Genomic DNA, 19,965 nt, shown 5'->3' on the forward strand with positions numbered 1-19,965 from the left:
GCCGCGACCACCGCCGCCGCGGCCGGCGCTCCGGCGGGAGCGGGCGCGGCGGCCTGGGCCAAGTGGAACCTCTCCCCGCTCGCCCCCGCCCCGGCGCCGCCCGCCGACAAGCCGATAAAGCTCGAACGGACCGGCCCCGTCCCGGTGTTCAGCGACGTGAAAACGAGCGACAAGGTCGTCTTCATCACCATCGACGACGGGGCCGAGAAGGACCCGAGGTTCGTCGAGATGCTCACCGACCTCAAGGTGCCGATATCGATGTTCCTGACCCGGGACATCGTCAGGAACGACTACGCCTACTTCAAGCCGCTCCAGGCCCTGGGCAACCACGTCCAGAACCACACCGTGGACCACCCGGTGATGAGCAGGATCCCGGCGGAGAAGCAGAAGTCCGAGATCTGCGACGCGCAGTCCGCGCTCACCCAGCAGTACGGCGCCGCCCCGCTGCTGTTCCGCCCGCCGTTCGGCGACGGCGCCAACACCCCGACGCTCAACACCTCCGTCCAGCAGTGCGGCCCGCGCGCGATGGTGCTCTGGCGCGAGTCGATGCAGATCCACGACATGCAGTACCAGGCGGGGGACAAGCAGCTGAAGCCCGGCGACATAATCCTGGCGCACTTCCGCGGCCCCAAGGAGCTGAAGGGCGCCACGATGACCCAGATGTTCGGCGACCTGCTGGCCCGGATACAGGAGCAGGGCTTCTCGGTGGCGCGGCTGGAGGACTACATCCAGCCACCCGCGTGACCGACGCCGCGGGTCGACCCCCTAGGACGCCGCGACCGGCTGTCCCAGCATCATCAGCGGCCCGTTGTCGGTGCGGCTGAGGATCACCGTGACGCTGTTCGGCCCGGAGGGCTTGAGCTGGCGGCGCAGCTCCTCCGGGGTGATCGCCATCCCGCGCTTCTTGATCACCACCGTGCCGACCGCCCGCTCGCGCAGCAGCGCCTTCAGCTTCTTGATGTGGAACGGCAGCACGTCGGTGAGCTCGAAGGCGTGCGCGTACGGGGTGGCGACCAGCTCGTCCGAGGTCAGGTAGGCGATCTTCGGGTCGATCAGCCGGCCGCCCACCTGCCCGGCCACCTCGGCCACCAGGTGGGCCCGGATCACCGCGCCGTCCGGCTCGTACAGGTACCGCCCGACCGGGCCGGCCGGCGGGTCGGGCAGGTCGCCGCCGGTCAGGCTGGCGCCCTGCGGCAGCAGGGTGGCGCGGTGCGGGCTCGCGGCCCTGGTGCCGAACCAGAGCACCGCCTCCTTGACGTCACCGTGGTCGGAGACCCACTCGGCCTCGGCGTCCCGGGGCACGGCCTCGTGCGGGATGCCCGGCGCGACCTTCAGCGCGCCGATCGGGGTCCGCCGGCCGGCCTCGATCGCCCAGGAGAGCGGTGGGGCGTACGCCTCCGGGTCGAACACCCGGCCGCGCGAGGTGCGCCGGGCCGGGTCGGTGAACACCGCGTCGTAGCCGGTGACGTCCACCTCGGCGACGTCCGCGCAGCGCACCTCGACCAGCTCGGACAGGCCCAGGGCGGCGGCGTTGGCCGCGGTGGCGGCGCAGGCCGCCGGGTCCTTGTCGACGGCCAGCACCTCGATGCCCGCCCGGGCCAGCGCCAGCACGTCCCCGCCGATGCCGCAGCACAGGTCCGCCAGCCGTCGGACGCCCAGCGCGGCGAACCGCTGCGCCCGCCACTCGGCCACGCTGCGCCGGGTGGACTGCTCGACCCCGTTGGGCGTGAAGTACATCAGGTCGGCGTCCGCCCCGAACTTCGCCCGCGCCCGCTGCCGCAGCCGCGCCTGCCCGAAGGCCGCCGAGACCAGCTCCGCCGGATGCTCCCGGCGCAGGCGGGTCGCCAGCGCCAGCTCCTCCTCGGGGGTGAACTCGCGCAACTCGGCGAGCAGGGCCTGGCCCTCGGGCGTCAGCAGCGGCTGGAGGTTCTCGGTGTCCACGGGGGCCATTCTCGCCGCTCGGCCGGTCGGTGACCGCAGTGGTGCGGCGGTCACCGGCCGATGACGGGGATGCCGGAGGCGAGCCGGCCCACGAGCACGCCCAGCGGTGCTGCGGCCACCGCGGCGTACGGCGTGATCCGGTAGCCGAGCCGTCGGGTGCCCCGGAAGGTCAGGGTCAGCAGCACGAGCAGGACCACGACGCCGAAGACGTCCAGGGCCACGGTCCCGGGGCCGTACAGGGCGAGCAGCTTCAGCACGTTGAGCACGAGCGATCCGAGGAACACCGCGACGGCGGTCACCGCGAGCACCACCGCGGCGAGCACCAGGTCCGCCGCCCAGTGGATCCGCGGCGGCTCGGACGGGGCGGCCGGTCGGCTCACCGGAGCGCCCCCGGGAGGAGCGGCAGCGCGGGCGGGGCGTCCTTCGCGCCGGAGGGGTCGACGCGTACCGGGGTGTCGGTCATGGCAGGAGTCTGCCCGAGGGAGTGCCGCCCGTACAGGTGAACGGCAGTACGGCCCCCAGCAGGGGCGGCGCCGGCGCGGCGAGGGCGGCGTCCCTGGGCCGGGACGGGCCGGGACGCACCGGGATCGAGGTCATGGCAGGAGTCTGCGGGGGCCGGGCCGGGGCGCACATGAGTACGGCTGCTCATCCGCGGAACCGAGGGCCCCAGGGCGCGTCGTTGGCACTCTGGTTGACTGAGTGCTAACACGGCCCTATGGTCGTCCTTGGCACTCTCCACCGGGAGAGTGCTAACGCGACGACGTGTGTCTGACCCCCGCGACGGCAGGCCCGCAGGATCGCCCTACCCGTTAGAAAACCCCGTAATCTCCGAAGGGGAGCTCGGACGTGACCACCAGCAGCAAGGTTGCCATCAAGCCGCTCGAGGACCGCATTGTGGTCCAGCCGCTCGACGCCGAGACCACCACGGCCTCCGGCCTGGTTATCCCGGACACCGCCAAGGAGAAGCCCCAGGAGGGCGTCGTTCTGGCCGTCGGCCCGGGCCGCTTCGAGGACGGCCAGCGTCTGCCGCTCGACGTCGCCGTGGGTGACATCGTCCTGTACTCGAAGTACGGCGGCACCGAGGTGAAGTACCAGGGCGAGGAGTACCTGGTGCTCTCCGCCCGCGACGTCCTCGCGATCATCGAGAAGTAAGACGTTCCGACCCGCCCCGGATCCGTGTCCCAAGTGACAGGGGCCCGGGGCGTGGTTGTTGGTTCACGTAGTTCGGCGGCCGGTGGGCCGGCCGCAGCCCCGAGGGAATAGGGAACATGGCGAAGATCCTGCAGTTCGACGAGGACGCCCGCCGCTCGCTGGAGCGCGGTGTCAACAAGCTGGCCGACACCGTCAAGGTGACCATCGGCCCCAAGGGCCGCAACGTCGTCATCGACAAGAAGTTCGGCGCCCCGACCATCACCAACGACGGTGTCACCATCGCCCGCGAGGTCGAGCTGGACGACCCGTACGAGAACCTTGGCGCGCAGCTCGTCAAGGAGGTCGCCACCAAGACCAACGACGTCGCGGGTGACGGCACCACCACCGCCACCGTGCTGGCCCAGGCCCTGGTCAACGAGGGTCTGCGCAACGTCGCCGCCGGTGCCGGCCCGGCCGCCCTGAAGAAGGGCATCGACAAGGCCGTCGCCGCCGTCTCCGAGCACCTGCTCTCGATCGCCCGCGAGATCGAGGGCAAGGACGACGTCGCCGCCGTCGCGTCCCTCTCCGCCCAGGACACCCAGGTCGGCGAGCTGATCGCCGAGGCGATCGACAAGGTCGGCAAGGACGGTGTCATCACCGTCGAGGAGTCGAACACCTTCGGCGTGGAGCTGGACTTCACCGAGGGCATGCAGTTCGACAAGGGCTACCTGTCGCCGTACTTCGTCACCGACGCGGAGCGGCAGGAGGCGGTCCTGGAGGACCCGTACATCCTGATCAACCAGGGCAAGATCTCCTCCATCCAGGAGCTGCTGCCGCTGCTGGAGAAGATCCTCCAGGGCGGTGCCTCCAAGCCGCTGCTGATCATCGCCGAGGACGTCGACGGCGAGGCGCTGTCGACCCTGGTGGTCAACAAGATCCGCGGCACCTTCAACGCCGTCGCCGTCAAGGCCCCGGGCTTCGGCGACCGCCGCAAGGCGATCCTCGGCGACCTGGCCGTCCTGACCGGCGGCACGGTCATCTCCGAGGAGGTCGGCCTCAAGCTCGACCAGGTCGGCCTGGACGTGCTGGGCACCGCCCGCCGCGTGACCATCACCAAGGACGAGACCACCGTCGTCGACGGCGCCGGTGACTCCGAGGCCGTGGCCGGCCGCGTCGCCCAGATCAAGGGCGAGATCGCCGCGACCGACTCCGACTGGGACCGCGAGAAGCTGCAGGAGCGCCTGGCCAAGCTGGCCGGCGGCGTCTGCGTCATCAAGGTCGGCGCCGCCACCGAGGTGGAGCTGAAGGAGCGCAAGCACCGCCTGGAGGACGCCATCTCGGCGACCCGTGCCGCGGTCGAGGAGGGCATCGTCGCCGGCGGTGGCGCCTCCCTGGTCCACGCCGCCAAGGTGCTGGACGGTGGCCTGGGCCTGTCGGGCGACGAGGCGACCGGTGTCGCGGTCGTCCGCAAGGCGCTGCACGAGCCGCTGCGCTGGATCGCCCAGAACGCCGGCCTGGAGGGCTACGTCATCACCTCCAAGGTCTCCGAGCTGGAGGCCGGCCAGGGCTACAACGCCGCCACCGGCGAGTACGGCGACCTGGTGAAGGCCGGCGTCATCGACCCGGTCAAGGTCACCCGCTCCGCCCTGGAGAACGCCGCCTCGATCGCCTCCCTGCTTCTCACCACCGAGACCCTCGTGGTGGAGAAGAAGGAGGAGGAGGCCGACAACGGTCACGGCCACGGCCACGGCCACTCGCACTGAGGCTCCGACGCCTGACCGGAGGCCCGGTCCGCGCCCCGCGAGGGGTGGCGGGCCGGGCCTCCGGCGTTCACCTTCACCGTTCAACTATCAGTAGAATTTTGCAGAATGCAAAGATTGCCTTATAACTGAGGCATGATCGAGGCCCGCCATCTGCGCGTCCTGCGTGCCGTCGCCCGCACCGGCTCCTTCTCCGCCGCCGCCCGCGAGCTGGGATGTACGCAGCCCGCCATCAGCCAGCAGATGAAGGCGCTGGAGAAGTCGGTGGACACCCCGCTGGTGGTCCGCTCGGGCCGCGGGATGCAGCTCAGCGAGGCCGGCCGGGTCCTGCTCAAGCATGCCACCGGAATCCTGGCCGGGCTCTCGGCCGCCGAGGAGGAGGTGGCCGCGATCGCCGGGCTGCGGGCCGGGCGGGTGCGGCTGGTCTCCTTCCCGACCGCGAGCTCCACCCTGGTGCCGCCCGCGGTCGCCCGCCTGCGGGACGGCCATCCGGGGGTGCGCGTGTCGCTGGTCGAGGCGGAGCCGCCGGAGTCGCTGGCGATGCTGCGCGGCGGCGAGTGCGAGATCGCGCTGGCCTTCCGCTACCCGCAGTCCGACGGCGCCGTCGCGCTCCCGGCGCCGGCCCACGGCACGCCGCGCGAGGCCCGGGCCGAGGCCAATCTGGAGGCGCAGCAGCTGACCGCGGGGTCCGACTGGTCCGATCTGGTGGTCACCCCGCTGCTGGACGACCCGCTGGTGGGCCTGCTGCCCGCCGGCCACGGGCTGGCGGGGCGGGGCGGCGCGGTCGGGCTGGCCGAGCTGGCGGGGGAGCAGTGGATCGCCGGCTGCCCGCAGTGCCGGGGGCACCTGGTGGAGCTGTGCGCCGGGGCGGGCTTCGAGCCGCGGATCGACTTCGCGACGGACGACTACCCGGCGGTGGTCGGCCTGGTGGCGGCCGGGCTGGGGGTGGCGGTGCTGCCCCGGCTGGCGCTCCGGTCGGTGCGTCCTGACGGCGTGTCGACGGTGCCGGTGCACACGGCCTCCGGGGCGCCCGCGGTGCGCCAGGTGGTCGCGCTGACCCTGCCGGACCTGGCGGAGGTGCCGGCCGTGGCGCTGATGCTGGAGCGGCTGGCGGGGGCGGCCGCCGATCGCTGACGGTGGGTGACGGGACCGCGGGGGTCCGGTACGTAGGGTGAGCCAGAAGGCTGAAGCGCCGCGAAGGAACGTTTCTTCACGGCGCTCACGGAGTCGGGTCTAGCGCTGGGCGACCGCCGGCGGGGCCAGCGGGACCTCGATCAGTCGGTGCCGCGAGCGCCCCAGCATCTCCTCGCGCTCGTCCTCGGTCATCCCGCCCCAGACGCCGTACGGCTCACGGACCGCCAGCGCGTGCGCCGCGCACTCGGCGATCACCGGGCAGCGCATGCAGACCTCCTTGGCGCTGGCCTCGCGCGAACTGCGCGCGGCCCCGCGCTCGCCCTCGGGGTGGAAGAAGAGCGAGCTGTCCACGCCACGGCAGGCTGCGGAGAGCTGCCAGTCCCAGAGGTCCGCGTTGGGACCGGGGAGGCGGGAGAAATCTGCCATGGCTCATTCCCTTCAGAGGCTGTCGGCCGTCGGCCGGGCGTTCGGCGGGGCTGCTGCCGAGCGGTGCGGCGGGGCTTCGATGCACTGGTGTGGACACCTGGAAATATGACTTAAGGCAACTCCATGGACAAGTCACCCACACACTGGCACAACAGTCAATGACCATACGAAAGCTATAAAAACGGGCATAGTGGGCAAGGGCTCCGCCGGGCGCGGGCGTGGCAATCGGGTGGCCGACGGGCGCGCGACGTGCCGAATCGGTGTGCGGGTCGTACGCCCACCGCGCGCGAGCTGCGCAAAAGTGCGGCGTGTGCACCGCGATGCGGCTGATCGGTAATGGGTTGGCCACGTACAGTGGTGGAGGTGGCCCCGAAGGCCGTAACTCATTCGAGTGACGGTCGTTGGAAGTGCGGAGGCGGTTAGCGGGCGCCGGACGTCGGGAACGATCGCGGGCAGGTTGGGGCGATCAGGACGGAGTCTGTCGCCGATCGGCCGTGTCGGAGAGGTTCGTACCAGCCAGGAGGCTCAACGTGACGCGGATCAGCTGCGGAGGACGACGGTCATGACTTCCGTTCTCGTTTGCGACGATTCCCCGCTCGCCCGCGAGGCGCTTCGCCGCGCGGTCGCGACCGTACCCGGTGTGGACCGGGTCACCACCGCGACGAACGGGGAGGAGGTCCTCCGCCGCTGGGTGGCCGACCGCTCCGATCTCGTTCTGATGGACGTCCGGATGCCCGGCCTCGGCGGGGTCGAGACGGTCCGGCGGCTGCTGTCCGCCGACCCCGGCGCGCGGATCATCATGCTCACCGTCGCCGAGGACCTCGACGGCGTCGCGCTCGCGGTGGCCGCCGGCGCCCGCGGGTACCTGCACAAGGACGCCTCGCGCGCCGAGCTGCGGGCCACCGTCACCCAGGCCCTCGCCGACCCGACCTGGCGGCTCGCCCCGCGCCGGCTGCGCAGCCCCGACATGGGCGCGGCACCGACGCTGACGGCGCGTGAGATCCAGGTGCTGGAGGGCATGAGCCACGGCCGCAGCAACGCCGAGATCGGCCGTGAACTGTTCCTCTCCGAGGACACCGTCAAGACCCACGCCCGACGGCTGTTCAAGAAGCTCGGGGCCTCCGACCGGGCGCACGCGGTGGCGCTGGGTTTCCGCTGGGGCCTGGTCCGCTGACCACCGGCGGCGCCGCCGGGTGCGGCGTGCCGCCGGCGGTTCCCGGAGCGGGTGCCGCACAGGCGTGTGACGTTACGGTCCCGAGGTTGCACCATGGAGGAGTGGAGCACCTCGGGGACCAGCGGACAGGCACTGCGGCGAACCACACGGCCGCAGGACACTCGGCGGACGGCGCGACGGACGGGACCACCACCGATCGCGGCGGGGCGGGAGGCGGCACGGTGCAGGAGGGGCCGGTGGTGCGGGGCACGCCCTACGGTGCCGCAGCGCATAACGTTCCGGTGCACAACTCCGGACGCGGTGCCGCGTTTTCCCGCTCGACCAGGCACCATGGACCGATGCGCGACGACGTCGCCGGTACGGCCGGCCAGGCGGACCCGGCGGAGGCCGAGCCCTCCGGTCCGGGCCGTGATCCGTCGTACGCCGACCCCGACGGTCCCGTCGGCCTGACCGGCCCGGACCGCCCGCCGGTGCTCGGCACGGGCGGCTCGCCGCTGATGGGCGAACTGGTCGCGGCCGCGGTCCGCGGCGAGGGCCCGGCGATCGACGCGCTGCTCGCCTACGTCCACCCGCTGGCGCTGCGGTACTGCCGCGCCCGGCTGGTCCGGCTGCCCGGCGGGGCCCGGCACCACGTGGACGACGTCGCGCAGGAGGTCTGCGTGGCCGTGCTCTGCGCGCTGCCCCGGTACAAGGACCAGGGGCGTCCGTTCGAGGCCTTCGTGTACGGGATCGCCGCGCACAAGATCGCCGACCTCCAGCGGGCCGCGATGCGCGGACCCGGCTCGACCGTCGTGCCGCAGGACGACCTGCCCGAGGTGCCGGACGAGGCGCTCGGCCCCGAGGAGCAGGCGCTGCTGAGCAGCGACGCCGCCTGGGCGAAGGAACTCCTCTCCAACCTGCCGGCCCGTCAGCGCGAGCTGGTGCTGCTGCGGGTGGCCGCCGGGCTGTCGGCGGAGGAGACCGGCGAGGTGCTCGGGATGTCGCCCGGCGCCGTCCGGGTCGCCCAGCACCGGGCGCTCAGCCGGCTGCGGGCCCTCGCGGAGGAGTCCTCCTGATCGGGTCCCCCGATCCGGCGGCCCGTCCCGATCCGCACTCTTTCCACCGTTTCCGGGCGGAATGAGCCACGGGGCCGGGTTGTTGTCAAGGGCACACGAGGACACATTCGCGGTGCCAGTACCATGGGGTATCGGCGCCTGGGCGGGTTGCCAAAGTTTGACGGGTGCGCTCTGGGTCCCCTTGGAGGATCCTCCCATTGCATCCGGCTTCGGCGGTCTGCGCGAGTGAGCGATGAATGCGCCCCCACCCTCGGGCGTGAGCGGATAAGGCCGGCCACGGAAGGTACCCCCCAAATGTCTTACAACGCCGCAGGCGTACCCGAGAAGTTCGCGATGCTCGGGCTCACGTACGACGACGTGCTGCTGCTGCCCGGGGCCTCCGAGGTGCTGCCGAACCAGGTGGACACCTCCTCGCGGGTCTCCCGGAACGTGCGCGTCAACATCCCGCTGCTGTCCGCGGCGATGGACAAGGTGACCGAGTCGCGCATGGCCATCGCCATGGCCCGCCAGGGCGGCGTCGGCGTGCTGCACCGCAACCTGTCGGTCGAGGACCAGGCCAACCAGGTCGACCTGGTCAAGCGCTCCGAGTCCGGCATGGTCACCGACCCGATCACGGTCGGCCCGGAGACCACCCTGGCCGAGGCCGACGCGCTGTGCGCCAAGTTCCGCATCTCCGGCGTGCCGATCGCCGACGAGGCCGGCAAGCTGCTCGGCATCGTCACCAACCGCGACATGGCCTTCGAGTCGGACCGCAGCCGCCAGGTCCGCGAGATCATGACCCCGATGCCGCTGATCACCGGCAAGGTCGGCATCTCCGGGGTGGACGCGATGGCCCTGCTGCGCCGCCACAAGATCGAGAAGCTGCCGCTGGTCGACGACGAGGGCCGGATCAAGGGCCTGATCACCGTCAAGGACTTCGTCAAGGCCGAGCAGTACCCGAACGCGGCCAAGGACGCCGAGGGCCGGCTGCTGGTCGGCGCCGCCGTCGGTGCCAGCGCCGAGGCGTTCGACCGGGCCCAGGCCCTGGTCGAGGCCGGTGCGGACTTCCTGGTGGTGGACACCTCGCACGGCCACAGCCACAACGCGCTGGCCTGGATCGCGAAGATCAAGTCGGCCGTCAGGATCGACGTGGTCGGCGGCAACGTGGCCACCCGGGACGGCGCCCAGGCGCTGATCGACGCCGGCGTGGACGGCGTCAAGGTCGGCGTCGGCCCCGGCTCCATCTGCACCACCCGCGTGGTCGCCGGCATCGGCGTCCCGCAGGTCACCGCCATCTACGAGGCCGCCCAGGCCTGCCTGGCGGCCGGCGTGCCGGTCATCGGCGACGGCGGCCTGCAGTACTCGGGCGACATCGGCAAGGCGCTCGCCGCCGGTGCCGACACCGTGATGCTCGGCTCGCTGCTGGCCGGCTGCGAGGAGTCCCCGGGCGAGCTGATGTTCATCAACGGCAAGCAGTTCAAGTCCTACCGCGGCATGGGCTCGCTCGGCGCCATGCAGTCCCGCGGCCAGGGCCGCTCGTACTCCAAGGACCGCTACTTCCAGGCCGAGGTGGCCTCGGACGACAAGCTCGTCCCCGAGGGCATCGAGGGCCAGGTGCCCTACCGCGGCCCGCTGTCGGCCGTGCTGCACCAGCTCGTCGGCGGTCTGCGCCAGACCATGGGCTACGTCGGCGCCGCCACCGTCGCCGAGATGGAGAGCAAGGGCCGGTTCGTCCGGATCACCTCGGCGGGCCTCAAGGAGAGCCACCCGCACGACATCCAGATGACCGTCGAGGCGCCGAACTACTCGGCCCGCTGACCCGCTGAACCCCAGAAGGGCCCGCTGCCGCACCGCGGCGACGGGCCCTTCGGGCTGCCCGGGGTGCGGTCGGTGTGCGTCGGGGGTGCGGCCCGGGGGCGCGGCTCCGGGCGCGGCCGGAGGCGTCCGGGGCGTGTCCGGGCCGTGGGCCGTCGGGGCGGGACCAGCGGCAGTACGGGATACTGGGGTGCGGCCGGGGTGACCCGGCGCGGGCATGAGCAACAAAGCAGAAGGGCTCGAAGTGACTGAGATCGAGATCGGGCGAGGCAAGCGCGGCCGACGGGCGTACGCCTTCGACGACATCGCCGTCGTCCCCAGCCGCCGTACCCGGGACCCGAAGGAGGTCTCGATCGCCTGGCAGATCGACGCGTACCGCTTCGAGCTGCCGTTCCTGGCCGCCCCGATGGACAGCGTGGTCTCGCCGCAGCAGGCCATCCAGATCGGCCGCCTCGGCGGTCTGGGCGTGCTGAACCTCGAAGGCCTGTGGACCCGCTACGAGGACCCGCAGCCGCTGCTGGACGAGATCGCCGCGATCACCGACGAGTCCACCGCGACCCGCCGCCTCCAGGAGATCTACGCGGCGCCGATCCGCGCCGAGCTGATCAAGCAGCGGATCCAGGAGGTCCGCGACTCCGGTGTGGTCACCGCCGCCGCGCTCTCGCCGCAGCGCACCGCCGAGTTCTCCAAGGCCGTGGTCGACGCCGGCGTCGACGTCTTCGTCATCCGCGGCACCACCGTCTCGGCCGAGCACGTCTCCAGCGCCGCCGAGCCGCTCAACCTCAAGCAGTTCATCTACGAGCTGGACGTCCCGGTGATCGTCGGCGGCTGCGCCACCTACACCGCCGCGCTGCACCTGATGCGCACCGGCGCCGCCGGCGTCCTGGTCGGGTTCGGCGGGGGCGCCGCCCACACCACCCGGAACGTCCTGGGCATCCAGGTGCCGATGGCGACCGCCGTGGCCGACGTGGCGGCCGCCCGTCGCGACTACATGGACGAGTCCGGCGGGCGCTACGTGCACGTGATCGCGGACGGGGGCGTCGGCTACAGCGGGGACATCCCGAAGGCGGTCGCCTGCGGCGCGGACGCGGTGATGATCGGGGCCGCGCTGGCCCGGGCGACCGACGCCCCGGGCAAGGGGTTCCACTGGGGGATGGAGGCCGTCCACGAGGAGCTGCCGCGCGGCAAGCGGGTGAACCTCGGCGCGGTCGGCACCACCGAGGAGATCCTCACCGGGCCTTCGCACACCCCGGACGGGACCATGAACCTGTTCGGTGCGCTGCGGCGCGCGATGGCCACCACGGGGTACACGGAGCTCAAGGAGTTCCAGCGGGTCGAGGTGACGGTGAACCCGGCGCTCGACCACCGCTGACGGGTGTCGACGGGGCCCCTGCCGGGAATCGGCGGGGGCCTTCGGGGTTTTCGGGGGGCTTCCGGGAGGGGCGCCGACGTCAGCTTCGGGTGGCGGTGCGGCGGGTGAGGAGGAAGCCGCCGATGAGGGCGATGGTGTAGAAGGCGGCGTCGAGGGGGCGGAGGGCGGCGCGCCAGGCGGTGACGGTGTCGTGCAGCAGGTCGTGGGGGGCGGGGCCTTCGGCGCGCAGGCGGCGGAGGTGTTCGATCAGTTGGCCGAGGAGGAGGGCGCCGGCGGCGAGGAGGGCGCCGAGCGGGGGGAGCGAGCGGCTCGTGCCGCCGAGGCGGCCGAGGGGGAGGGCGACCAGGCCGGCCGGGGCGATGGCCAGCCAGCCGAGGCTGTCGGCGGCGCGCAGGGGGGCGCTGCCGTAGGCCAGGCCGCCGATCAGCATGGCGAGCAGGGCGAGGGCCACGGCCAGGGCGGTGCGGCGGCGGGGGACGGGCCGGGGCGGGGGTTCGGTGGGTTCGAAACCGGCCACGGGGGCGCCGGGCATGCCGGGGGCGACGTAGCCCTCGGGGGCGGCCGGGGGCGGCGCGACCGAGTAGTGCTCGGCGGTGCGGGGCCGGGTCGATGGGCCGTCAGTGCCCGGCGCGGGTGCGGTCATGGGCGTCGAATCCCCCCGGAAAGACGATGAGCTGCCGAACGGTAGCAGTGGTTCGGGCAGATCTTGGCGAGTTTTCGATCACAGATCGAGCACGGAGCGCCGCGCCCGTTCCGGTTCGTCCCGGCTTGTGGCGGGGGCCGGGTGGTCGCGGGCCCTCCGGACAGGAGATGATGGAGGCTTGGGCGTCCGGGCCCCAGGTCGGGCCGACGCGCCGTCACCACGACCGCCAGCAGCACATGGGGGAACGTTCCGAATGACCCAGGCGCAGGGTTCCACCGGCCGCCTCCTGGCCGGCCGCTACCGCCTGAACGGCGTGCTCGGGCGCGGTGGCATGGGCACGGTCTGGCGCGCCGAGGACGAGATGCTGGGCCGGACCGTCGCGGTCAAGGAACTGCGGATGAACGCCAGCGTCGACGAGGAGGAGAAGCACCGGCTGATCACCCGGACGCTGCGCGAGGCCAAGGCGACCGCGCGGATCCGGCACAGTTCGGCGGTGACGGTCTTCGACGTGGTCGACGAGGACGACCGGCCGTGGATCGTCATGGAGCTGGTCGAGTCCCGCTCGCTGGCCGACGTGGTGCGGGAGGACGGGCCGTTGGAGCCCGCCCGGGCCGCGGAGATCGCGCTGGACGTGCTGGGTGTGCTGAGCGCGGCGCACGCGCTGGGCATCCTGCACCGGGACGTCAAGCCGTCCAACGTGCTGATCGGCGAGGACGGCCGGGTGGTGCTCACCGACTTCGGCATCGCCAGTGTGGAGGGCGACGCCTCCGTCACCTCGACCGGGATGCTGGTCGGCGCGCCCTCGTACATCTCGCCGGAGCGGGCCCGCGGGCAGAAGCCCGGGCCGCCGGCCGATCTGTGGTCGCTGGGCGGCACGCTGTACGCGATGGTCGAGGGCCGGCCGCCGTACGACCGGGGCTCCGCGCTGGCCACGCTGACCGCGGTGATGACCGAGGACCTGGCGGCGCCGGTGAACGCCGGGCCGCTGCGGCCGGTGATCGAGGGGCTGCTGGCGAAGGACCCGGCCGAGCGCCTGGACGCCTCGCAGACCCGGTCGATGCTCAAGCGGGTGGTCGCGGAGTCCACCGCGCGGGCGGAGTCGACCACCGAGCACGCGGTGCCGGTGGAGAAGCCGGCCGGGGAGCCGGAGCCCGCGAAGGAGGCGCCGGAGCAGGCCGAGGAGGGCCGCAAGCGGCCCGTGGCCGGGCTGCTGGGGACGGTCCGGGTCGGTAGCCGGGCCCAGGACGAGGAGCCCGTCGAGAAGCCGGCCGGGGAGCCGGAGGCGCCGGAGCCGGAGTCGATCCGGCCGGTGACCAGCGAGTGGACGATGGGTGCGACGCAGGCGGCCGGGGCCGATCCGCGCACCGGTCGGCGGCGGCTGGCCATCGCCACCGTGATCGTGGTGCTGCTGCTGATCGCCGGGGTGGTGGCGGTGCTCCGGATGGTCGGCAACGAGGACGGCGGGTCGGGCGGCGGGGCCGCGCAGAGCGCGGGGGCCACCGCGCCGGCGGCGGGCACGGAGCCGGAGTCGAGCCCGAGCGCGGCGGCGCCGCCGGCGAGCGGACCCGCGCCGCAGCCGACCGGCGACCCGGCCGCGGTGCCGGACGCGCCCGCGCAGTCGGCCGGTGCGCCGGCGGCTCCCGTGCAGCCCCCGGCACCGGTCCAGACCCCGGCGCAGCCCACGCCGGGGGGCGTGCCGGCCGGGTACCACGAGTACAAGGACCCGAGCGGCTTCTCGGTCGTGCTGCCGGACGGTCTGCAGCCGACGGCGTCCGACGCCAACCGGCGGATCTTCAAGAACGCGGCGGACGGCAGCCAGCTGCGGATCGAGTGGACCACGTCGCCCGGCGCGAGCGCGGTCGCCGACTGGCAGGAGTCGGAGCCGAGCGTCCGCGGGCAGGTCACCAACTACCAGCGGCTGAACCTGGCGGCGATCACCTACCGGCAGTGGAGCAACGCCGCGGACTGGGAGTGGACCAACGGCACGCCCAGGATGCATTCGCTCAACCGCGGCTTCGTGACCGGGACCCCGGCCAAGTACGGGTACTCGATCTACTGGATCGTCCCGGACGCCGAGTGGGCCGCCCAGGCCCCGGTCCGGGACGTCGTCTTCAACAGCTTCCAGCCCGCGCCGTAGACAGGCTCTAACCGATCAGGCGTTGCTTGGCGCGGGTGAACTCGTCCTCGGTGAGGGCACCGGAGGTGCGCAGGGCGGCCAGCCGTTCGAGCTGGCTGATGAGCTGTTCGCCGGTGGCGGCTCCGGCCGGTGCGGCGGGCAGGGCCTTCGGGGTGTTGCGGGCGGTGCGGGCGGCGGCCCGGAGCCGCTCGGCGAAGAACTCGGCCTTGACCACGTCCTCGAAGCGGTGGGAGCCGGTGAGCGCCACCACCAGGAGCACTTCGCCGTTGAGCTTGGTGCGGGTCACGGTGACGTCGCTGACGGCGGCGAGCGGAACCGGGACCGGCGGCTTGCCGTCCTTCAGGAACAGGAGCCGATGGGTGGTCAGCACGAGCACTCCCTTGCGGAAGTGCTCGGGGTGGCGCCCGGCGGTGGAGGCGACCGGTTTCTCGCCGTCGATGACGGTGGCCTCCACGGCGCGGACGGCCTCGGCCTGGTTGGCCTTGCTGCTGTTCCCGGACGCCTTGAGGGCGGTGTCGATCAGATCGGTCCAGTCCATGGACCGAGCCTAAGGGAGCCGCTCAGTAGGCTGGTCGGCGAGCGAGAGGAACTGGCATGCGAGGCGGCCCCGAGCTGTTGCTGGCGGGACGGTACCGGCTGACGGACCGTCCCGGACCGCTGAGCGCCCACGCGGTGGACGAGCGGACCGGAGAATCGGTGCTGCTGAGCGCCCTGGAGCTGCCGGGGCTGCTGACGGTGGGGCAGGATCCGGAGGACGCCGCCGCGGCACAGGCGGACCGCCTGGTGCGGCGGGTGGCGGCGGTCGGTTCGGCCGCGCCGGTCGCGCACCCGCGGCTGCTGCGGGGGGTCGGCGCGTTCGTCGAGGGCGAGCTGCTGTGGACGGTGGAGGAGCGGCCGGCCGGGTGGACGGTGGCCGAGCTGCTCGCCGAGGGGCCGCTGCCGCCGTACCGGGCGGCCGAGTTGGCGGCGGACCTGGCGGGCGCGCTGCGGGCGCTGCACGCGGCCGGGCTGACCCACGGTGACCTGACCGCGGAGTCCGTGCTGGTCTGCGAGGACGGTGCGGCGATGCTCGGCGGACTGCTCGCCGGGGTGGCGCAGGAGGCGCTGGCCGAGGAGCTCGGCGGGCCGGCCGGGCGGCGTCGGTACGAGGTGCGGGCGACCCTGGTCGGTCCGGTGGCGGAGCGCTGGCCGCTGGACGGCGGCCCGGCGGGCGACTGCTGGGCGCTCGGGGTGCTGGTGCAGCGGATGGTCACCGGCCGCGCGCCGTACCCGGAGCGGAACGTGCCGGAGCTGGTGACGGCCGTACGGGACGGGCGGCGCGAGCCCTCGGTGGTGTGCGGGCCGCTCGGGCCGCTGGTGGAGCGGCTGTTGCAGGCCGATCCGGTGCGGCGGCCGACGGCGGAGGCGGTGCGCGGGGAGCTGGCGGAGCTGCTGGCGGGGGCGCCGGAGCCGGTCGACGAGGAACGGGTGGCGGCGATCGCGGTGCCCGCTCCGCCGGAGTCGAGGCAGCCGCGCCGGCGGGGCGGGAGGACCGGGGCCCCCGGGGGCGGCAGGAGTGCCCGAAAGGGCGGGAACGGCGGGGACTTCGGGGCAGGAAACGGTGCGAAGCCGCCCCGGATACCCCCGGCCCTATTGGGCCCGCTGTTGGTCGGTGGAGTGTTTGCGCTGCTCGCGCTGGGAATTGTCGCGGTGGTGCTGTTCGCGGGCTGACGATCCGCTGGGATTCCGGTCCTGCGGTTCAGCGGGTGGGCGTGATTACCCGGGGCGGCAAGGTGCGCCTAATGTGTGCGTGGGATTTGTTCGAACAGTGGTCTGCACCAGGCCCTCCGTCGCTGTGACGGCTGGCGGAGTGTGTGGGGGAGCGGGCGCAGATGGGCGTGCAGGACCGGCCGGAGGCGGCCGAGGCGGAGCGGTTGCTGGCCGGGCGGTACGAGCTCGGCGAGCGGCTCGGCCGGGGCGGCATGGGTACCGTCTGGCGGGCCTGGGACCGGATGCTCGACCGCGAGGTCGCGGTCAAGGAGCTGACCGTCAACCACCTGCCCGAGGAGGACCTCCAGATCCTGCACACCCGGATGAAGCGCGAGGCCAGCGCGGCCGCGCGGATCAAGCACCCCGGTGTGATCACCGTGCACGACGTGCTGGAGCAGGACGGCCGGCCGTGGATCGTGATGGAGCTGGTCGACGGCCGCTCGCTGGCCGACGTGATCAGCCAGGACGGCACCCTGCAGCCGCGCGCCGCCGCCGAGGTCGGCAGCCAGGTGCTGGCCGCGCTGCACCGGGGCCACCAGCTGGGTGTGCTGCACCGGGACGTGAAGCCGGCCAACGTGCTGCTGGAGCGCGGCACCGGGCGGGTGGTGCTGCTGGACTTCGGCATCGCGAAGTACGAGGGCTCGACCGAGCTGACCCGGCCGGGGGACCTGGTCGGGTCGCCGGACTACCTGGCGCCGGAGCGTGCCCAGGGCGAGCGGCCCGGGCCGGCCTCCGACCTGTGGGGCCTCGGGGCGACGCTGTACGCGGCGGTCGAGGGCCAGTCGCCGTTCCGGCGGGACTCGCCGATCAGCACGCTCGCCGCGGTGGTCGACGAGCCGCTGCCGGAGTCGCGGCGGGCCGGGCCGCTGGGGCCGGTGCTGGCCGCGCTGATGGCCAAGGACCCGGCCGAGCGGCCCACCGCGGACGAGGCGGCCAAGATGCTGGCCGAGGTGCAGGCCGGGCACACGATGGGCCTGAAGTCGGTCGCGGCGGTGCGCACGCCCACCCGGTCGGTGCCGGTGGTGGACCGCAGCGACGGCCCGGTGCCCGAGGCGGAGCCGGCCGAGGGCTCCGAGGAGCCGACCGAGCCGAAGGCCGCCGCACCCGCCGCGCCCGTCGTCCCCGTCGCGCCCGTCGTCCCTGTCGAACCGGACACCACCGGGGGCGCACAGGCCGCTGCCCGGGCGCACACCGGGCCCGTCGCGCCGGTGCCGCACTCCGTCACGCCCGAGCGGGGACCGGCCAAGCGCCGTAGTCTGCTGAAGATCGTCGGCATCGCGGTGGCCGTCGGCCTGCTGGCCGCCGCGGGCACCTTCCTCGTCACCCGGCACGTGGTCGGCGGCGACGGCCCCGACGACCCGACGCCGACCGCCGCGGAGTCCACCGGGCCCGAACCCACCAGCGACGCCACCCCCGCGGTGGCACCGCCCAACGGCTACCACTGGGTCGACGACCCGGCCGGCTTCCGCTTCCCGCTGCCGAACGGCACCCCGCCCTGGCAGCGGATCAGCGCCGGCGACAACCAGATCTTCTACAGCCCCGACGGCAAGGTGCACTACCTCCAGTTCGCCGTCACCGTCGGCCAGTCGGTCAAGCCGCTGGAGCACATGCGGCAGATGGAGACCAGCGTCTCCAAGTCGCTCAAGGACTACAAGCAGCACCGGATGGCCGGCACGGCGGTGAAGGGCCAGGAGGCGGCGGTCTGGGAGTTCAGCTACCTGGCCAAGGAGGGCGGCCGCCGGCGCGCGATCGAGACCGAGTTCATCAGCCAGGACGGCACCAGCTACGCGATCTACTCGTCCAGCCCGGACCGGGGCAGCGAGTGGAACGAGGCCGAACAGCGCTTCTACGCCGTGCTCAACAGCTTCACCCCGACCCGCTGACCGGGACCGGGCGGGGCGCCCGCTTTCACCCGACTGCGGCAGATTCTTGTTACCGACGGGTACCGGACCGGGCGCCGAACGCCTAGGCTGCGCCGTATGTCGGACCTCACAGCAGACGCAGTGGCCACCGAACACCCCGGCACGGGCAACCCGGCGGCACCCGGCGGCGCGCGGACCGTCGCCGCGGCCGTCCCGCCGTCCCTGGTCGCCAAGCTGGCGACCGGCGTCACCGCCACCGGCGAGCCCGACCTGGTGGAGACCGTCGCCCCGCTGACCGGCGAGCGGCTGGCCAGCCTGCCGCAGTCCACCCCGGCCGACGTCGAGGTCGCCTTCCAGCTGGCCCGCCGCGCCCAGGCCGCCTGGGCCGCGCTGCCGGTGCGCCGCCGGGCCGCCGTCCTGCTGCGCTTCCACGACCTGCTGCTCAAGCGGCAGGACGAGGTGCTGGACCTCGTCCAGGCGGAGACCGGCAAGGCCCGGCTGCACGCCTTCGAGGAGGTGCTGGCCGTCGCCATGGCCGCCCGGCACTACGGGCGGGCCGCGCACGGGTACCTCCGGGACAAGCGGCGCGGCGGCGCGCTGCCGGTGCTCACCCAGGCCGTCGAGGCCCGCCGGCCCAAGGGCGTGGTCGGCCACATCTCGCCGTGGAACTACCCGCTGGAGCTGTCCGTCGGCGACGCCCTGCCCGCCTTCGTGGCCGGCAACGCGGTGGTCAACAAGCCCGACACCCAGACCGCGCTGACCGCGCTGTGGGCCCGCGAACTGCTGATCGAGGCCGGGCTGCCGGCCGACCTGTGGCAGATCGTGATCGGCGACGGCCCGGTGATCGGCCCCGCCGTGGTGGAGCACGCCGACTACGTCTCGTTCACCGGCTCCACCCGTACCGGCCGCGACGTCGCCCAGCGCGCCGCCGCCCGGCTGGTCGGCGCCTCGCTCGAACTCGGCGGCAAGAACGCCATGCTGGTGCTCGCCGACGCCGACCTCGACGCGGCCGCCGCCGGCGCCGTACGGGCCTGCTTCTCCTCCGCCGGACAGCTGTGCATCTCGATCGAGCGGCTGCTGGTGCACCGCTCGGTGGCCGACGAGTTCCTGGAGCGCTTCGCCGCCCGCACCCGGGCGCTGCGCCTCGGTGGCGGCCTCGCGTACGGCGCCGACATGGGCTCGCTGGTCTCCGTCCGCCAGCTGGAGACCACCACCCGGCACGTCGACGAGGCGGTCAAGGCGGGCGCCACCGTGGTGGCCGGCGGACGGGCCCGGCCGGACCTCGGCCCGTTCTTCTTCGAGCCGACCATCCTCGACGGCGTCACCCCGGACATGGCGGTCTGCGCCGAGGAGACCTTCGGCCCGGTCGTCTCCGTCTACCGCTTCGACACCGACGAGGAGGCGGTGGCCGCCGCCAACTCCACGCCGTACGGCCTCAACTCCAGCGTCTGGACCAGGGACGTGCGGCGCGGCCGGACGGTCGCGGCCCGGCTGCGCACCGGCACGGTCAACGTCAACGAGGCGTACGCCGCCGCGTACGGCTCGATTGCCTCGCCGATGGGCGGGATGGGCGACTCCGGGCTGGGCCGCCGGCACGGCGCCGAGGGCATCCTGCGCTTCACCGAGGCGCAGACCATCGCGACCCAGCGGCTGATGCCGATCGCGCCCTCGTTCGGCCTGGACGACAAGCAGTTCGCCGCGGTGATGACCGGCGGCCTGCGGGCGCTCAAGGCGCTGCGCTTCAAGTAGGCCCGCTTCACGCAGGCCCGCTTCGCGCGGGCCCGGGC

General features: G+C 73.3%; 17 protein-coding genes. 12 read left to right on the forward strand and 5 right to left on the reverse strand.

What is annotated here, in order from left to right; genetic code table 11:
* Positions 1 to 744 (forward strand): polysaccharide deacetylase family protein (locus ACWGKU_RS34085; protein WP_452191688.1); only part of this gene is annotated, 744 nt, incomplete at its 5' end.
* Positions 745 to 765: 21 nt separating this feature from the next.
* On the opposite strand, the gene ACWGKU_RS34090 is transcribed toward ACWGKU_RS34085, so the two are convergent.
* Together ACWGKU_RS34090 and ACWGKU_RS34095 are read right to left on the reverse strand one after the other, a co-directional pair.
* Positions 766 to 1,950 (reverse strand): class I SAM-dependent methyltransferase, encoded by a 1,185-nt coding sequence (locus ACWGKU_RS34090; protein WP_359897488.1) that lies wholly within the window; start codon positions 1,948 to 1,950, stop codon positions 766 to 768.
* Positions 1,951 to 1,991: 41 nt separating this feature from the next.
* A complete protein-coding gene (locus ACWGKU_RS34095) occupies positions 1,992 to 2,321 on the reverse strand; it encodes a hypothetical protein (protein ID WP_401046477.1) in 330 nt (109 codons plus the stop codon).
* Positions 2,322 to 2,787: 466 nt separating this feature from the next.
* Between ACWGKU_RS34095 and groES the strand changes: the two genes are divergently transcribed.
* The 3 genes from groES to ACWGKU_RS34110 all read left to right on the forward strand — a co-directional run bounded on the left by groES (position 2,788) and on the right by ACWGKU_RS34110 (position 5,966).
* Entirely contained in the window at positions 2,788 to 3,093 is a 306-nt protein-coding gene (gene groES / locus ACWGKU_RS34100) for a co-chaperone GroES (protein ID WP_014136232.1), read from the forward strand.
* A gap of 116 nt (positions 3,094 to 3,209) precedes the next feature.
* Complete coding sequence (groL, locus tag ACWGKU_RS34105; protein ID WP_359897486.1) at positions 3,210 to 4,835, forward strand: chaperonin GroEL; 1,626 nt, start codon at positions 3,210 to 3,212, stop codon at positions 4,833 to 4,835.
* A 132-nt stretch (positions 4,836 to 4,967) separates the two neighbouring features.
* On the forward strand, positions 4,968 to 5,966 hold the full coding sequence (locus ACWGKU_RS34110) for a LysR family transcriptional regulator (RefSeq protein WP_359897485.1): 999 nt from the start codon (positions 4,968 to 4,970) through the stop codon (positions 5,964 to 5,966).
* A 99-nt stretch (positions 5,967 to 6,065) separates the two neighbouring features.
* Here the strand turns inward: ACWGKU_RS34110 and ACWGKU_RS34115 are convergent, their stop codons facing one another.
* Positions 6,066 to 6,392, reverse strand: a complete 327-nt coding sequence (locus ACWGKU_RS34115; protein ID WP_387686340.1) for a WhiB family transcriptional regulator — start codon at positions 6,390 to 6,392, stop codon at positions 6,066 to 6,068.
* Between the two features lie 562 nt (positions 6,393 to 6,954).
* Here ACWGKU_RS34115 and ACWGKU_RS34120 point away from each other — a divergent pair.
* The 4 genes from ACWGKU_RS34120 (at position 6,955) to ACWGKU_RS34135 (ending at position 11,787) form a co-directional block, all read left to right on the forward strand.
* Positions 6,955 to 7,566, forward strand: a complete 612-nt coding sequence (locus tag ACWGKU_RS34120; protein ID WP_014136228.1) for a response regulator transcription factor — start codon at positions 6,955 to 6,957, stop codon at positions 7,564 to 7,566.
* A 497-nt stretch (positions 7,567 to 8,063) separates the two neighbouring features.
* Positions 8,064 to 8,621 carry an RNA polymerase sigma factor ShbA gene (shbA, locus tag ACWGKU_RS34125; RefSeq protein ID WP_359897585.1) on the forward strand — a complete coding sequence of 186 codons (558 nt, stop codon included), beginning with the start codon at positions 8,064 to 8,066 and terminating at the stop codon, positions 8,619 to 8,621.
* A 294-nt stretch (positions 8,622 to 8,915) separates the two neighbouring features.
* Entirely contained in the window at positions 8,916 to 10,418 is a 1,503-nt protein-coding gene (gene guaB, locus ACWGKU_RS34130; RefSeq protein WP_401046481.1) for an IMP dehydrogenase, read from the forward strand.
* Between the two features lie 241 nt (positions 10,419 to 10,659).
* Positions 10,660 to 11,787 carry a GuaB3 family IMP dehydrogenase-related protein gene (locus ACWGKU_RS34135; RefSeq protein WP_380356899.1) on the forward strand — a complete coding sequence of 376 codons (1,128 nt, stop codon included), beginning with the start codon at positions 10,660 to 10,662 and terminating at the stop codon, positions 11,785 to 11,787.
* 79 nt (positions 11,788 to 11,866) lie between these two features.
* Here the strand turns inward: ACWGKU_RS34135 and ACWGKU_RS34140 are convergent, their stop codons facing one another.
* Entirely contained in the window at positions 11,867 to 12,430 is a 564-nt protein-coding gene (locus tag ACWGKU_RS34140) for a hypothetical protein (RefSeq protein WP_452180429.1), read from the reverse strand.
* 253 nt (positions 12,431 to 12,683) lie between these two features.
* On the opposite strand from ACWGKU_RS34140, the gene ACWGKU_RS34145 reads away from it, so the two are divergent.
* Positions 12,684 to 14,567 carry a serine/threonine-protein kinase gene (locus ACWGKU_RS34145; RefSeq protein WP_452180428.1) on the forward strand — a complete coding sequence of 628 codons (1,884 nt, stop codon included), beginning with the start codon at positions 12,684 to 12,686 and terminating at the stop codon, positions 14,565 to 14,567.
* Positions 14,568 to 14,574: 7 nt separating this feature from the next.
* Here ACWGKU_RS34145 and ACWGKU_RS34150 read toward each other — a convergent pair whose 3' ends face one another.
* Positions 14,575 to 15,105, reverse strand: a complete 531-nt coding sequence (locus tag ACWGKU_RS34150) for an SHOCT domain-containing protein (protein WP_401053663.1) — start codon at positions 15,103 to 15,105, stop codon at positions 14,575 to 14,577.
* Positions 15,106 to 15,161: 56 nt separating this feature from the next.
* Here ACWGKU_RS34150 and ACWGKU_RS34155 point away from each other — a divergent pair, with 56 nt between their 5' ends.
* From ACWGKU_RS34155 to ACWGKU_RS34165, 3 genes are all read left to right on the forward strand, one after another.
* On the forward strand, positions 15,162 to 16,277 hold the full coding sequence (locus ACWGKU_RS34155; RefSeq protein ID WP_452180427.1) for a protein kinase domain-containing protein: 1,116 nt from the start codon (positions 15,162 to 15,164) through the stop codon (positions 16,275 to 16,277).
* Positions 16,278 to 16,438: 161 nt separating this feature from the next.
* Complete coding sequence (locus ACWGKU_RS34160; protein WP_452180426.1) at positions 16,439 to 18,199, forward strand: serine/threonine-protein kinase; 1,761 nt, start codon at positions 16,439 to 16,441, stop codon at positions 18,197 to 18,199.
* Between the two features lie 96 nt (positions 18,200 to 18,295).
* On the forward strand, positions 18,296 to 19,927 hold the full coding sequence (locus ACWGKU_RS34165) for a succinic semialdehyde dehydrogenase (RefSeq protein WP_452180425.1): 1,632 nt from the start codon (positions 18,296 to 18,298) through the stop codon (positions 19,925 to 19,927).
* The last annotated feature ends 38 nt before the right edge of the window (positions 19,928 to 19,965 follow it).

It is taken from the genome of Kitasatospora sp. NPDC054768, from assembly GCF_053612025.1.

Coding starts and splice junctions, on each gene's coding strand:
- ACWGKU_RS34155 (WP_452180427.1), top strand. CDS start 15,162: ATGCGAGGCGGCCCCGAGCTGTTGCTGGCGGGACGGTACCGGCTGACG.
- ACWGKU_RS34145 (WP_452180428.1), top strand. CDS start 12,684: ATGACCCAGGCGCAGGGTTCCACCGGCCGCCTCCTGGCCGGCCGCTAC.
- ACWGKU_RS34115 (WP_387686340.1), bottom strand. CDS start 6,392: ATGGCAGATTTCTCCCGCCTCCCCGGTCCCAACGCGGACCTCTGGGAC.
- groL (WP_359897486.1), top strand. CDS start 3,210: ATGGCGAAGATCCTGCAGTTCGACGAGGACGCCCGCCGCTCGCTGGAG.
- ACWGKU_RS34150 (WP_401053663.1), bottom strand. CDS start 15,105: ATGGACTGGACCGATCTGATCGACACCGCCCTCAAGGCGTCCGGGAAC.
- ACWGKU_RS34140 (WP_452180429.1), bottom strand. CDS start 12,430: ATGACCGCACCCGCGCCGGGCACTGACGGCCCATCGACCCGGCCCCGC.
- ACWGKU_RS34090 (WP_359897488.1), bottom strand. CDS start 1,950: ATGGCCCCCGTGGACACCGAGAACCTCCAGCCGCTGCTGACGCCCGAG.
- ACWGKU_RS34120 (WP_014136228.1), top strand. CDS start 6,955: ATGACTTCCGTTCTCGTTTGCGACGATTCCCCGCTCGCCCGCGAGGCG.
- guaB (WP_401046481.1), top strand. CDS start 8,916: ATGTCTTACAACGCCGCAGGCGTACCCGAGAAGTTCGCGATGCTCGGG.
- ACWGKU_RS34160 (WP_452180426.1), top strand. CDS start 16,439: ATGGGCGTGCAGGACCGGCCGGAGGCGGCCGAGGCGGAGCGGTTGCTG.
- ACWGKU_RS34110 (WP_359897485.1), top strand. CDS start 4,968: ATGATCGAGGCCCGCCATCTGCGCGTCCTGCGTGCCGTCGCCCGCACC.
- shbA (WP_359897585.1), top strand. CDS start 8,064: ATGGGCGAACTGGTCGCGGCCGCGGTCCGCGGCGAGGGCCCGGCGATC.
- ACWGKU_RS34165 (WP_452180425.1), top strand. CDS start 18,296: ATGTCGGACCTCACAGCAGACGCAGTGGCCACCGAACACCCCGGCACG.